The sequence below is a fragment of the Curtobacterium flaccumfaciens UCD-AKU genome (assembly GCF_000349565.1).
Lineage (GTDB): Bacteria > Actinomycetota > Actinomycetes > Actinomycetales > Microbacteriaceae > Curtobacterium > Curtobacterium poinsettiae.
On sequence record NZ_KB714631.1, the window covers coordinates 194515 to 208891 of the forward strand.

Consider the following 14377-nt stretch of genomic DNA (forward strand, 5'->3'; position numbering starts at 1 on the left):
GGCCTCCCGTCCGTCGTGGTGCGGCCTGCGGACGCTACTCGGTCGTCGAGACCCAGTCGATGAGCAGGTTGCCCTGCTCGCCCCAGTTGCCGACCTGGAACATGAAGCGGTGCGGGGTCGTCGGCACGTCGTCCGTGACGGTGTCGAGGACCGTGCCGTCGACGCTGTAGGTCACGGATTCACCGGGCACCCAGTCCACCTTGTACGTGTGCCACTCGCGCCACGAGACACCGGTGCCGACCTGGACCCGGTCGGACTCCTTGCCCGGGGTCATCGAGTGGTGGAACGCCGAGGGGCTGTCCTCGAAGTTGCCCTCGGGGAAGTCGATCTCGCCGTCGGACCACACGTTCGACGTCGGCCACAGCATGAAGGCCGCGCCGTTGCCGTCGCCGCCGGTCGCCTTCGCGCGCACCGAGAACGAGCCGCCGACGTGGTCCCAGGCGCCGTCGGAGGAACCGAAGGTGCCGGCCGCTCCGGCACCGGTGCCGAGGGCGACGTCCATCACGCCGTCGTGGACCGAGACGGTCTTGCTCGGCGCGTAGATGCCCGAGGTGCCGTCGGGGTACGGGTGCCACGACTGCGGGTAGAGCGACTGGACCAGGCCGGTGACGGCGTTCGTGGTGAAGTCCTCGACGAACGGGGCGTCGGGCGCGAGTGCGGACAGGTCTGCGGGGGAGGCATCGGCGTCCGGGGCAGCGTCCACTCCGGGTTCCGCATCGGGCGCGGGCGCGGGCGCGGGTTCGGGTTCGACGACGGGCGCGGTGTCCTCGACCGGCGCGGAGTCCTGCGTGGGCTCCGCCTCCGGGGTCCACTCGTCGGTGGGGGCCGTGGGCTCCATCTCGTCCGGGACCGGTGTCGGGGTGGGGTCCACCGGGGCGTGGTGCCGGTGGCGCTCCCCGTCCCAGCCCCACCAGGTGCGGGCGGAAGCGGCGGTCGGGACGCCGAGGACCAGGGCGCCGGCGGTCGCGGCCGCCAGGATCGCGCGGTGGCGGATCATCGGGTGCGCCCGTCGGTGGCCGCAGAGGCGGTCGTGGACCGGGAAGTGGACGGGTGTCGTGGGGTCGTGTCGCGCGGCGGCGTGCACGTGCTTCGGGTCGAGATGTCGGGCTCCTCGTGGATGCTCGGGCGCAGGATGCGGGGAGGGACGGACGCAGCAGCCGGCCGGGTGCCGAGGGTTTCGTTGACGCGTCCACGCACATCTTGCATCATCTGTGACCCGTTCGGGGGGTGTCACGGAAATCGACCGACGAACATCCGGTGGCCGCAGTTGAACGCGCGATCAGGCCCGGGGAATCGGCTGCAGGCGCTGCAGCTGCGTCACGTGTCCCGGCTCGAGCTCGTCGAGCGAGGCCACCCCGAGCAGCCGCATGGTCCGCTCGATCTGCTCGGACAGGATCTGGATCATCCGGTCCACCCCGGCCTCGCCGCCGGCCATCAGCCCGTACAGGTAGGCACGGCCGACCATCGTGAACGTCGCGCCGAGGGCCACGGCGGCGACGATGTCGGCGCCGGACATGATGCCCGTGTCGAGGTGCACCTCGGTGTCGTTGCCGACTTCCTTGACCACGGAGGGCAGCAGGTGGAACGGCACCGGTGCCCGGTCGAGCTGCCGACCGCCGTGGTTCGACAGCGTGATCCCGTCGACCCCCAGGTCGGCGAGGCGCTTCGCGTCCGCCAGGGACTGCACGCCCTTGACGACGACCTTGCCCTGCCACTGGTCGCGGATCCAGGCGAGGTCCTCGTAGGTGACCGTCGGGTCGAACATGTGGTCGAGCAGCTCCCCGACGGTGCCGGACCAGCGGTCGAGCGACGCGAACGCCAGCGGCTCGGTGGTCAGGAAGTCGAACCACCACCACGGCCGCGGGATGGCGTTCACCACGGTCCGAGCGCTCAACTGCGGCGGGATCGAGAACCCGTTCCGCTTGTCCCGCAGCCGCGCACCCGCGACGGGGACGTCCACGGTGACCAGGAGCGTGTCGAACCCGGCCTGCTGGGCCCGGGAGACCAGCGCCATCGACTTCTCGCGGTCCTTCCACATGTACAGCTGGAACCAGTTGCGGCCGTGCGGGTTGGCGTCGCGGACGTCCTCGATCGCGGTGGTGCCCATCGTGGACAGCGAGAACGGGATGCCCGCTCGCCCGGCCGCCCGGGCTCCGGCCCGCTCGCCCTCGGTCTGCATCATCCGCGTGAAGCCCGTCGGCGCGATGCCGAACGGGTACGACACCGGCGCCCCGAGCACCTGACGCGAGGTGTCCACCTTCGACACGTCCCGCAGGATCGCCGGGGTGAACTCGATGTCCTCGAACGCCTGCCGCGCACGGGCGAGCGAGATCTCCGCCTCGGCCGCGCCCTCGGTGTAGTCGAACGCGGCCTTCGGGGTACGGCGGGCGGCGATGTCCCGCAGGTCCCAGATCGTCAAGGCCTGTTCGAGGCGCTGACGCCGACCCGGCAGCGACGGCTTCTTGAACTGCATGAGCGGCGCGAGGTCCCGCACCGTCGGCAGCTGCCGCTTGACCCGCGTGCGAGCGGCGGACGCAGGTCCGGTCGCGGGTGCCGGTGCCCCGGTGGCGGGGTCGATCCGGTGCTGGTCGTCCGTCGAGGTCATGCAGACATCCTACGTCTCCGGATCGATCGAGGGCAGAGACGATCTGCCGTGGCCGCCGCACCGGACTGACGGGGGCCGTGGCTACCGTGGACGCATGCAGCCGCCAGCAGCCGGGACCCTCCGCATCCTCCACCTCTCCGACACCCACCTGACCGGCGACGGGGCCCTGCACCAGGGCGCGGTCGACACCACGGTCGCGCTCGAACGGCTGCTCGCCCACGTCGACGACGTCCCCGGCATCGGGCTGGTGGTGGTCTCCGGCGACGTCTCCGAGGACGGCAGTCCCGAGTCCTACGCCACCGTGCGGGACCGCGTCGGCGGCTGGGCGCAACGGCACGGTGCAGCCCTCGTCGCGGTGCCCGGCAACCACGACCTGCGCGAGGGCTTCCGTCAGGTCCTGACCAACGGGCACGTCCTGGGCGAGGGCGGCGCGGCGCTCGTGCACACCATGGAGTACCTGCCGCCGGCGGTCCCGGTCTCCGGGCAGTCGGTCGTGGCCGGTTGCCGGATCGTGACCGTCGACACGAGCGTGCCGGGTGCCGGGTACGGCGAGCTCAGCGACACGGCGCTCGAGCACCTGCGCACGGCCCTCGCCGAAGGCGCAGACGCTGCCCCGCACGGCACCGTCGTCGTCCTGCACCACCCACCGCTGCCCGCCCCGACCGAGCTGCACGAGGCACTCCGCCTGCAGAACCCCGAGGCGCTCGCCGACGTCATCCGCGGTTCCGACGTCCGCGTCGTCCTCGGCGGCCACTACCACCACCACTTCGCCGGGTCGCTCGCCGGCGTCCCGGTCCTCGTCGCCCCCGGCGTCGCGAACGACACCGACGTCGTCGGCCCCTACGACGAAGAGTCCGCCGTCGTCGACAGCGGCGCACTCGTCGTCGACATCGCCGCGGACGGCTCGGTCTGGTCCACACCGGTCCGCGTGCCGCGCGGCGCCGCCGACCCGCGGGCCTTCCACCTCGACGCCGAGACGGTCCGGTCCGTCATCGCGGCCGCCGGCAAGCACTGATCCGAGCGCCAGCAGGCGCCGCGCCCGGCCGTTGCGAGCGGTGCACGCGCGTCAGGACGGACGGGAGGCCCGTGGCGGGGCCGCCACGGGCCTCCCGTCCGTCGTCTGGTCGCGTCCACAGCCGCGGTACCCCGCGTCTTCGGGTTGCATGCGGGAACACCGAGTAGCACGGACGCACACCTGAGCGAAGGAGCACCCATGCGAGTCGGCAGTGCAGTGCAGTACGACCGGTACGGAGACTTCGACGTCGTCGAGCTCGTCCCCCAGGAGAAGCCCACGGCAGGTCCGGGCGAGATCGTCGTCGAGATCGTGGCCGCGGGCCTGAACCACATCGAGCGGTTCCTGCGCGAGGGGAAGCTCCGCGACCACGTCGACCTCGAGTTCCCCGCACACCAGGGCGTCGACTTCGCCGGCATCGTCCGCGCGCGTGGCGACGGCGTGAAGGACCTGCGCATCGGCGACGAGGTGATGGGGCACGCGCCGACCGGCGGCGCCCACGCCACCTGGATCGCGGTGCCGCGCGGTGCCGTCATCAAGAAGCCGGAGCACGTCGGGTGGGAGGTCGCCGGCGGCCTGTACCTGGCGGGCTGCACGGCGGTGTCGATCGTCCGGTCGCTGCGGCTCGGACCGCAGGACACCGTCGTCATCTCGGCCGCGGCGGGTGGTGTCGGGCACATCGAGTGCCAGTTGGCGCACGACGCCGGCGCGACCGTGATCGCCCTGGGCAGCCCGCGCAACCACGACTACCTGCGACAGATCGGGACGCTGCCCGTCGCGTACGGCGAGGGCGAGGAGGACCGCATCCGCGACATCGCCGACGGACGGCCCATCACCGCGTTCATCGACAACCACGGCGAGAGCAACGCCGAGCTGCTGGCCGAGCGCCTCGGCGTCGGGCAGGAGCGGTTCGTGTCGTCCGAGGAACGCCGGGACATCGAGGTCCGGTTCCTCCGCGCGCCCGCCGAGGACGAGGAGACCCGCGAGCTGCTGACCCTGCTGGCGAAGGCCGTGCAGGACCGTCGCGTGCAGGTCCTGATCTCGGGCTTCTACCCGTTCGAGTACATCGTCGAGGCGTACGAGGACCTGGCCGAGATGAAGTCCCGCGGCAAGGTCGTCATCGGGATGCAGACCGTGGAGACCGGTGCGCGGCTCGACTGGTACCGCTCCGAGAAGGCGCGTGACCTGCGCGACCGGTACGCCGACGCGCGGGGGACCGACACGGAGACGATGGCCGGCGGATCGGCCTCGCCCGCGAGCTGAGCGTTGCCGGGGCCCGGCACCTTCGTGCCGGGCCCCGTCCGCGTCAGCTCAGGATGTCCTTCGAGGCGAACCGGCTGTACGCCAGCGCTCCGAACACCACGACGTACCCGAGCTGCAGCACCGCGTTCGACCCGAACGAGTCGAACGAGATCGGGTCGCGCAGCAGGTCGCCGAACCCGAGCCACTGGTGCGAGAACAGGTACGGGTGCAGCCAGTCGAGCTGGGGGAGCTGGTCGAGCACCTGCGACGCCCCGGCGAGCACGACCGTCGCCGCCATCGCCCCGACCGGCACGTTCGTCAGGGTCGAGGCGAACATGCCGATCGCCACGAGCCCGAGCATCGACATCGCGACGTACAGCGCGAGCAGCAGGGCCCGGCCGGCGTACGACCAGCCGTCGACCTGCGTGCCGGACAACAGCGTGACCGGCCCGATCGGGAACAGCACGGCACCGATCGCGGCGCCGACCAGCACGACGAGCAGCGTGGCGGCCAGGCAGAACGCGACGGCGCCGACGAACTTCACCAGGACGAACCGCACCCGGCCGGTCGGTGCGACGAGCAGGTAGCGGATCGTGCCGTGGCTGGCCTCGCCCGCGACGGTGTCCCCGGCCACCACACCCACGGTGAGCGGCAGGAACAGCGGGATCGACACGGTCAGCGCGGTGAACGCCACGAACAGCCCGTTGTTGGTGATGTCGCCGAGGAACGCCGGCCCGCCGTCGTCGCCGTCGGTGGTCAGCCGCACGGCGACCGCGATCAGGATCGGCACGAGTGCCAGCGCCCCGAGCATCGCCCAGGTGCGGCGTCGCCGGAACACCAGCGCGAGCTCCGAACCGAGCAGTGCGAACGTGCGCTGCCGACGGCGGACGGGCACCTCCCGCACGGCCACGTCAGGCTGCGACATCGAATCCCTCTCCGGTGAGTGCGACGAACAGGTCCTCGAGGGTGCCACCGCCGACGTCCAGGCCACGGACCCGGACGTCGGCGCGCACGAGTTCGGCGGTGATGGTCTCGGGCAGCAGCCCGTTCGGCAGGTCGGCCACCAGCACGTCGGCCCCGCCGTCGTGCCGAGGAGTCAGCCCGAGCCGCGTGAGGACGGTGCCGGCCTGGCCGACGTCGGGCGTCCGCACGGTCACGGTCCGGGCGCCGGCTGCGCGCAGCTCGTCGAGGGGGCCCTGCGCGACGATCTTGCCCGTCCGCATGACGGCCGCGTGCGTGCAGACCTGTTCGATCTCGGCCAGCAGGTGGCTCGACACGAACACCGTCGTGCCGTCGTCGGCCAGGGACCGGATCAGGTTGCGGACCTCGCGCGTGCCCTGCGGGTCGAGGCCGTTGGTCGGCTCGTCGAGCACCAGCAGGTCACGCGGCGACAGCAGGGCGTTCGCCAGGCCGAGCCGCTGCTTCATGCCGAGGGAGTACGCGTGCGCCTTCTTGTCGGCCGCGTGGGTCAGCCCGACACGGTCGAGTGCACCGGCGACGCGGGCCTTGCGGGTGCGCGGGTCCGACGTGGGGTCGGCCGCGTCGAAGCGCTGCAGGTTCGCCCGACCGGACAGGTACGGGTAGAAGGCCGGCCCCTCGACGAGCGCGCCGACGCGGGGCAGGACGTCGTGCAGCGCCTTCGGCATCGGTTCACCGAGCAGTTCGATGGTGCCGCCGCTCGCGCTCGACAGACCGAGCAGCATCCGGATGGTGGTGGTCTTGCCGGAACCGTTCGGCCCGAGGAACCCGAACACCGCGCCGCGCGGCACCGCCAGGTCGATGCCGTCGACCGCGCGCTGCTTGCGGAACACCTTCTGGAGGCCCGTGGTGCGGATCGCCAGGTCGGGCGCCGGCCCGGCCGTGCTCACCTGGTGGTCGGCCGTGCTCACTTCGCGGCGTCGACCAGGGAAGCCACCGGCACGGCGCCCGCGAAGACGCGGCCGTCGTCGGTCAGGTAGACCGACACGAGCGACGTCTGCACCGCGCGGCCGCCGTCGACGGGCTTCGTCAGCTGGTCGAGCAGGCCCGAGGCGTCTCCGTCGAGCCCGGACTGGTCGGCGGTGCCCGTGGGGAGCTCGGCGATGGTGCCCCAGCCCGTGCCCGTGAAGGTCGGCTCGTCACCGCTCGGGGTGCCACGGCGGTCGCCGTGCTCGCCCTTCGTGTGGGTGCCGGCGTCGGACAGGTCCTTCTCCGTCACCTTCGCGCTCGACGGCGGGGTGAAGTCGAAGAGCCGGGCTGCCGGGGCGCCGTAGTCGAGGCTGGTGAACCCGACCTGCACCGCGGGCTCGTCCGCGCCGGCGGCCTGGACGCTCGCACGGAGCGGGAGCCCGGTCTGCTGGTCGACGGCCAACCGGACGGCTCCGACGAGGGTGTCGGACGACTTCGGGGTCAGGGTGATCTGCCAGGCGTCGTGGCCGGCGACGCTGACCTGGGTCGGCTTCGACACGGTGGTGGTCGGGGTGATGGCGTCGATGGCCTGCTCCGCGATGTCGGCGGGGGTCGTCGTGCCGTCCTGCGGGTCCTTCGCGGTGTCGCTCGGCAGCGTCACGTGCGTGGCGGTGCGCTCCTTCGAGTCCCAGGTCCAGACGTCGGAGCCGTTGTGGACGACGTCCTGCTCGGCGAGCTGCTGCGTCAGCTGGACGCGCTGCTTGTCGGGGCCGTCGACGTAGACACGGGCGGTGTGCGACGCGGTGAGGAGTCCGAGCACGTCGGAGGCGTCGCCCTCCACCGAGGAGCCGCCGGACCCGGTGGGCAGTTCGGGGAGCCCGAGCGCGCTCGTCTGCGAGAGCTTGCCCGAGTACTGGGCGTCCGACGACTTCGCGATGCTGGCGATGACGGCCGCCGCAGTGGGGTTCGTCCCCGCGATCGGGTCGTTCGCGGCGTTCGCGATCATCGGCGCGGCCACGGCGCCGGCGACGACGACCGGTGCGATGACGGCTGGCAGCCAGGCTGACTTCTTCATCGGGTTCCCCTCGTGGAGCATTCGAGTCGTGGGTACCGTACGTCCGGCCCCCGACAGGCAGCTGGGCGTCGCTCGTAGACTCGTGGGGCGACCGGCGGCGGTCGTGTGGCGGCGAAGGAGGCGGCATGCGCGCGGTGCTCGGTCTGGACATCGGGACGTCGAGCACGAAGGCCTTGCTGGCCCGGTTCGACGGCACCGTGCTCGCCGAGGTGAGCCGTCGCCACGAGGTCGACCGCCCCGAACAGGGCCTGGTCGAGATGGACTCCGACGTCTGGTGGGAGGAGTTCACGTCGCTCACCCGCTCCCTGCTCGACCGTGTGCCCGACGTCGAGGTGCAGGCGGTCGGCGTGAGCGGCATCGGACCGTGCGCGCTGCTGACCGACGTCGACGGTGCGCCGCTCGGTCCGGCGATCCTGTACGGCATCGACACCCGGACGGCGACGCTGCTCGACGACGTCACGGCGGAGCTCGGCGGCGAGGGGGCGATCCGCGCCCGCTGCGGGTCCGCCCTGAGCACGCAGGCCGCCGGCGTGAAGCTCGCCTGGCTCGCGCGGCACGAACCCGACGTCTGGGCGCGGGCCGTACGGTTCACGATGCCGTCGTCCCGCGTGGTCGAACGGCTGACGGGGGAGTACGTCCTCGACCACCACTCGGCCAGTCAGACGACACCCCTCTACGACGTGCACGCGAACGCCTGGATCCCGGAGTGGTGCGACCGACTGGCACCCGGTCTCGCGATGCCGCGCCTGCTGTGGTCCGGCGACCAGGCGGGCGTCGTGACGCCCGAGGCGGCCGCGGCCACGGGCCTCCCGGCCGGCATCCCCGTGACGGCCGGGACCATCGACGCCTGGGCCGAGGGCGTGAGCGTCGGCGAGTCCGTCTCGGGCCGGATGTTCCTGCAGTACGGCACCACGATGTTCATGATCGTGCCGACGGCCGAACCCACGTCGGTGCCGGGCATGTGGACGACCGTCGGCACGCACCCGGGGCAGCCGAGCGTGTCCGGTGGGATGGCGACCTCCGGGGCGATCACGGACTGGCTGCGACGGCTGGTCGACGGCGAGTGGTCGACCATGCTCGAGGAAGCGCGGTGCTCCGGCATCGGGGCGAACGGGCTGCTGATGCTGCCGTACTTCGCGGGGGAACGGACGCCGATCGCCGACCCGGACGCTCGCGGCGTGCTCGCGGGGTTGACAGTCCGGCACACGCGCGGCGACATCTACCGGGCGACGCTCGAGGCGACGGCGTACGCGGTACGGCACCACCTCGAGGCCCTCGGCGACGCGGGGGTCGAGGTCCGCGAACTCGTCGGGGCTGGCGGCGGGCTGCTCGGACGGCTGTGGCCCACGATCGTGTCGGACGTCACCGGGCTGCGGCAGACGGTGCCGAGCGTGACGATCGGTGCGTGCTTCGGCTCGGCGTTCCTGGCGGCCGAACTCGTCGCGGGGCCGGGCGACACCGTGGACATCGGTGCGTGGAACCCGCCGGCGACGGTGATCGAGCCGGACCCCGAGGCGACGGCGGCGTACGAGGCGGGGTACCGCGACTACCGCGACCTGTACGAGGCGACGAAGGCCGTCGTGCACCGCTTGGCCGCGCGGGGCTGATCGGCGGCGGCGCCGCTGCGCGGAACACCGGTGTTCGCGTGCCGAACACCCGAATGGGCGTGTTCAGTGCGCGAACACCGGTGTCGTGCGGAACCCTGCCTACGCCTGCGCGTCGACCCCGGCGGGAGCGCTGCCGTCGTACTCGCAGATCGCCTGCACCTTCGAAGCGCTGGCACTGGAACGGTCGAACTCGTAGCCGAGCCACTCCTTCGCCAGCCGACGGGCGAGCTCGACGCCGACGACGCGCTGCCCCATGCAGAGCACCTGGGCGTCGTTCGACAGGATCGAGCGCTCCACGCTGTACGAATCGTGCGCGGTGACGGCACGGATGCCCGGCACCTTGTTGGCGCTGATCGCCACACCGAGGCCGGTGCCGCAGATCAGGATCGCCCGGTCGGCCTCGCCGTTCGCCACCAGGCGCGCAGCGTCCACGGCCACGTGCGGGTAGGCGGTGTGGCCGTCCGCGTCGACGCCGACGTCGGTGACGTCCGACACCCGGTCGTCGGCGAGCAGGTCGGCCTTGATGATCTCCTTGTAGTCGAACCCGGCGTCGTCGGACCCGATCACGAGACGGTACGTCATGCGTGTGTTCCTTCCTTGTCAGCACGGGCGGCGAGGACCTCGCCGACCCGCGTGAGGATCATCCCCATCGAGGTGGCACCCGCGTCGGGTGTCCCCAGGCTCTTCTCGGCCAGCGGCCTGGCCCGTCCGACCTTCGGCGTGAGGTCGGCGGTCTTGTCGGCCTCGTCCCGAGCGACTTCCGCTGCAGCTTGCCACGCTCCGGCGAGTGGCTGACCAGCTTCGACCGAGGAACGCAACTGCTCCACGAACGGCAGCAGTGCGTCGAGCAGTGTCTTGTCACCGCGCGACGCCCCGCCCAGGTGGACGATCGAGTCGGCGAAGGCCTGCGCCGCGTCGACGACGTCGGCTGCCTGGTACGACTCGCGGTCGTCGCCGAGGGAGCGGCCGAACGCCTCGAGTGCGGCGCCCCACAGGACACCGGAGGTGCCGCCCGCGAACGCGGCCCACGCATCACCGGCGCGTCCGAGGACGAAGGCGACCCCGGCCTCCGGGCCGAGCCCGTCGACCGCCTTGCGCGCCGCACCGATCCCCTTGACCATGCCGCGGCCGTGGTCGCCGTCCCCGGCGACCGCGTCGATGCGGCCGAGCGTCTCCTCGTGCTCGCGCAGGAGCGCGTCCATCGCCTCGACGGCGGCTCGCGCCGTCTGCGCGGCCTGCCGGGAGGCATCGGTCGCCTCCGGCACGACCGTCGCCTCGTCCTCGGCGGCGTCCACCGCATCGGCCGGCACCAGCGCCGCGACCGGTGCCGCCACCTTGCGGTACGCGGGCGTGTAGGCGTCGGCGCGCCAGAGCCGTTCGAGTTCGTCGTCGAGCCACTGCAGCGTCAGCGAGCAGCCGCCCATGTCGAGGCTCGTGACGAGTTCGCCGACCTCGGGTTCGACGACCTCGAGCCCGGCGTCCTGCAGCAGCGGCAGCACCCGGCCCCAGAGCAGGAAGAGCTCCTCGTACTTGGTGTCACCGAGCCCGTTGAGGATCGGGGCGACCCGGGTGCCGGCCGTCGCGGGGCGGTCGGCGAGCAGTCGTTCGGCGAGCAGCGACGCCAGGTCCGTCGCACGGAGCAGCGGGACGTCCTGGATGCCCGGCTCGCCGTGGATGCCGAGCCCCAGGCCGAGGTGGCCGTCGGGGACGGTGAACAGCGGTTCGGTCGCACCGGGCATGGTGCAGCCGGAGAACGCGACGCCGATGGTGCGGGTGGCGGCGTTCGACGCCCGGCCGATCCGTTCGACCTCGTCGAGGTCGGCGCCCTCGGCAGCGGCGGCGCCCATCGCCTTGAAGACGGAGAAGTCACCGGCGATGCCGCGGCGCTTCGTCTCGTCGTCGGCACTGGCGATGTCGTCGGTGACCACGACGATGCGGGTGTCGATGCCCTCGGCACGCAGCCGCTCGGCCGCGAGCCCGAAGTTCATGGTGTCACCGGCGTAGTTGCCGAACGACAGCACGACACCGCGGCCCTGGTCGGCGGCCTTGGCGACCGAGTAGACCTGCGCGGTCGACGGCGAGGTGAAGACGTTGCCGACGACGGCGCCGGTGGCGAAGCCCGGGCCGACGACGCCGCAGAACGCGGGGTAGTGGCCGGAGCCGCCCCCGACGACGACGGCGACCTGCGGTGCGGCCCCCTCGGTGGGCAGGGTCACGACGCCGCCGTGGACGCCGCGGACCCGGTCGGCGTAGAGCGCGAGCCAGCCGCTCAGTTGGTCTTCGGCGAACTCGTCCGGGTCGTCGTGGATCGTGGTCATGGTGCGGGTCCTCCGGAGGTGGTGGTGGGGTGGTGCACCGGGCGACGACGGGACGACCGTCGTCGCCCGGGTCTCAGTGTCCTCGGTCGCCCTGCGGGACCTTGAGGAAGTGGATCATCACGAACGCGCAGGCGTACAGGCCGACGAACGTCCACGTGGCGGCCTGGCCACCGCCGCCCAGGGCGAAGACCGCGGCGACGACACCGGTGCCGAGGAACGCGGCACCGCCGGCGGCCGTGGTGTACATCGCCATGGCGGCGCCCTTGTGCTCGGGAGCGAGCGCCGGCATGATCGCGCCCATCGGCACGAACCCGGCGAGCAGGCAGCCGAACACGCAGCCGGCGACGACGGAGAGCACGTAGCCCCAGTCCGAACCGGCGGGGACGAGCTGCGGCACGTACCACCAGGCGATGAGCCCGAGGGCGGAGCCGACGATGCCGAACCACTTGACGGTGCGCTGCCAGCCGATCTTGTCACCGACCCAGCCGAACAGGGCGTTGACCAGGATGTTCGTGGCGTAGACGCAGACGGTCATGAGCAGCCATCGGCTCTGGCCCCAGCCGCGCTCGTTCGCGATCACGGCGGGCAGGACGACGAACATGCCGAACTCGGGTGCGGTGTTGATGAGTCGGACGAGGAAGCCCATCAGGATCTTCGGCCGCGTGACCGTCAGGCGGATGCCGCTCGTCAGCACCTGCCAGGCGCTCTCACCGGCGGGGGCGATGCGCGTGAACCCGTTCGGCAGCCGGACGCCGAACAGCATGATGAGGAAGCCGATCACGACGAGGGCGATCGAGGCGACCATCGCCCCGGTCTCGCCGACGGTCCCGCCGCCGAACACCGGGATGGCACCGATCGCGAACAGCGAGCCGAGGGTCGGCAGACCACCCGTGAAGGCGACGTAGAACCAGCCGACCGCGGAGCCGTTCCGTTCGACCGGGGTGGTGATGTTCACCCAGACCAGGAACGCGAAGGCGAACAGCGGGTACCCGAAGCCACGCAACGCGTACGTGACGGCGGCGAACGGGACGCTGCCGGCGCCGAGTGCCAGCAGGAACAGGACCTCGAACACGACCCAGACGGCGAAGCCGAGGATCATCACCCGGCGCGGCCCGACCAGGTCGGACAGGGCGCCCGAGACGTAGCTGCCGATCAGTGCGGCCAGGCTGTAGAACGTGACGATCGTCGCCACGGTGGCCTCGGGGCTGCCGAGCACGGCCACCATGTGCGGCGTGATGAAGTTCGACTCGACGCCGTTCCCGGTCATGAAGACCAGGACGGCGACGAACCCGAGGGCGAGCGGACGGGGGATGCCCATCCGGTCCAGGCGGCCCTCGGCGCTGGGGGTGGTCGTGCGGGCGCCGGTGGCGCGTGATGTCGTCGCTGACATGCTCGTTCTCTCCCTGCTGGTGGAGTCGGTCAGGCCTGCGGCGCGGCCGTGGTGGGGGCGGTCAGGGACGGGATGATCGACACCTTGACGCTGGCACCGGCGGAGTCGCCGACCAGGTCGAGCGCCTCCTGGAACTGCTCGAGCGGGAACTGGTGCGTGCAGATCTCCGACATCGGCAGGGTCTCGGCCTCGAGCAGCTTGATCGCCGCCGGCCAGGTGTGCGGGCCGAGGTGGGCGCCGCGGACGTCGAGCTCCTTGTCGTCGGAGATGATCGACCAGTCCACGGACACGTCGTCCTTGAACACCGAGTACTCGACGAAGGTCCCGAGCTTGCGGAGCAGGTTCAGTCCCTGCGGCACCGCGGACGGGTGCCCGGTCGCCTCGATGTAGACGTCGGCCCCGTAGCCGTCGGTGAGCTCCTTGACCCGGGCGACCGCGTCCTCCTGGGCGATGTTGATCGTCAGGTCGGCACCGACCTTGCGGGCCAGCTCGAGCTTCGCCTCGACCACGTCGAGCGCGATGATCCGGAGCGGGTTCTTCTGCCGCGCACCGGCGATGGCGGAGAGGCCGATCGGGCCGGCGCCGGCGATCACCACGGTGTCGCCGAACTTGATGTCACCGCGCTCGACGGCGTGGAAGGCGCACGACAGCGGCTCGGAGAACGCGGCGACCTGGCCGGGCAGGGCCTTCGACACCGGGTGGGTCAGTGCCTTGGCGGGCACGAGGACGTACTCGGCCATCGCGCCGTCGTAGCCCTTGAAGCCGAACATGTCGTGCACGTTGCACATCCAGTACGCGCCCTCGAGGCAGTAGCGGCACTCCCAGCACGGCACGATCTGCTCGCAGGCGATCCGGTCGCCGAGGTCGACGCCGCGCTTGGCCAGGGCGGCGTCGTCGCCGGCGACGATCGTGCCGACGAACTCGTGCCCGGGGATGCGGTCGCGCTCGGCCCAGGCCGCACGGTTCTCGTCGCCCCAGAACTTCGCGGCGCCGTGGTAGCACTTCAGGTCGCTCGCACAGATGCCGACGGCGTCGGTGCGGAGCAGGAGTTCCCCGGGGCCGGGCGTCGGCACCGGACGCTCCTCGAGCCGGTAGTCACCGGGGCCGTGGACGACGACGGCGCGCATCGTCGTGGGGATCGTGGTGGGGGCGGTCGTGGCCGCGTTCTCGGTCGTCGTCGACATGAGCTGTTCCTCCGTTGGGTGGCTTCGGCGATGACTGTACACCTTCGAGAACGTTTG

The 14377-nt window shown here is 71.9% G+C and carries 12 protein-coding genes; 3 read left to right on the forward strand and 9 right to left on the reverse strand.

Annotation, left to right across the window (positions count from 1 at the left end; all coding sequences use genetic code 11):
• Positions 1-34 precede the first annotated feature (34 nt).
• Together H489_RS34520 and H489_RS34525 are read right to left on the reverse strand one after the other, a co-directional pair.
• Positions 35-997, reverse strand: a complete 963-nt coding sequence (locus tag H489_RS34520; protein WP_235045699.1) for a glycoside hydrolase family 16 protein — start codon at positions 995-997, stop codon at positions 35-37.
• Between the two features lie 282 nt (positions 998-1279).
• Entirely contained in the window at positions 1280-2473 is a 1194-nt protein-coding gene (locus tag H489_RS34525) for an alpha-hydroxy acid oxidase (protein WP_042538277.1), read from the reverse strand.
• A gap of 226 nt (positions 2474-2699) precedes the next feature.
• On the opposite strand from H489_RS34525, the gene H489_RS34530 reads away from it, so the two are divergent.
• Entirely contained in the window at positions 2700-3620 is a 921-nt protein-coding gene (locus H489_RS34530; protein WP_031260408.1) for a metallophosphoesterase, read from the forward strand.
• A 198-nt stretch (positions 3621-3818) separates the two neighbouring features.
• A complete protein-coding gene (locus H489_RS34535; protein WP_081612354.1) occupies positions 3819-4880 on the forward strand; it encodes an NADP-dependent oxidoreductase in 1062 nt (353 codons plus the stop codon).
• Between the two features lie 43 nt (positions 4881-4923).
• Here the strand turns inward: H489_RS34535 and H489_RS34540 are convergent, their stop codons facing one another.
• The 3 genes from H489_RS34540 to H489_RS0119855 are packed head-to-tail and all read right to left on the reverse strand — an operon-like array spanning position 4924 to position 7821.
• Entirely contained in the window at positions 4924-5784 is an 861-nt protein-coding gene (locus H489_RS34540; RefSeq protein ID WP_017888447.1) for an ABC transporter permease, read from the reverse strand.
• Positions 5771-6748 (reverse strand): ABC transporter ATP-binding protein, encoded by a 978-nt coding sequence (locus tag H489_RS34545; protein WP_017888448.1) that lies wholly within the window; start codon positions 6746-6748, stop codon positions 5771-5773. The genes H489_RS34540 and H489_RS34545 overlap by 14 nt, the downstream gene beginning before the upstream one ends.
• Positions 6745-7821 (reverse strand): LolA family protein, encoded by a 1077-nt coding sequence (locus H489_RS0119855; protein ID WP_031260411.1) that lies wholly within the window; start codon positions 7819-7821, stop codon positions 6745-6747. Before H489_RS0119855 ends, H489_RS34545 begins: the two co-directional genes overlap by 4 nt.
• Before the next feature lie 125 nt (positions 7822-7946).
• On the opposite strand from H489_RS0119855, the gene H489_RS34550 reads away from it, so the two are divergent.
• Positions 7947-9428, forward strand: coding sequence for an FGGY-family carbohydrate kinase (locus tag H489_RS34550; protein WP_017888450.1), 1482 nt, complete (start codon positions 7947-7949; stop codon positions 9426-9428).
• A gap of 99 nt (positions 9429-9527) precedes the next feature.
• Here H489_RS34550 and H489_RS34555 read toward each other — a convergent pair whose 3' ends face one another.
• From H489_RS34555 to H489_RS34570, 4 genes are all read right to left on the reverse strand, one after another.
• Positions 9528-10010 carry a ribose-5-phosphate isomerase gene (locus H489_RS34555; protein ID WP_017888451.1) on the reverse strand — a complete coding sequence of 161 codons (483 nt, stop codon included), beginning with the start codon at positions 10008-10010 and terminating at the stop codon, positions 9528-9530.
• Entirely contained in the window at positions 10007-11746 is a 1740-nt protein-coding gene (locus H489_RS34560; RefSeq protein ID WP_017888452.1) for a dihydroxyacetone kinase family protein, read from the reverse strand. Before H489_RS34560 ends, H489_RS34555 begins: the two co-directional genes overlap by 4 nt.
• A 73-nt stretch (positions 11747-11819) precedes the next feature.
• A complete protein-coding gene (locus H489_RS34565; RefSeq protein ID WP_040420059.1) occupies positions 11820-13136 on the reverse strand; it encodes an MFS transporter in 1317 nt (438 codons plus the stop codon).
• 29 nt (positions 13137-13165) lie between these two features.
• Positions 13166-14320, reverse strand: a complete 1155-nt coding sequence (locus H489_RS34570; RefSeq protein ID WP_017888454.1) for an erythritol/L-threitol dehydrogenase — start codon at positions 14318-14320, stop codon at positions 13166-13168.
• Positions 14321-14377: the final 57 nt, after the last annotated feature.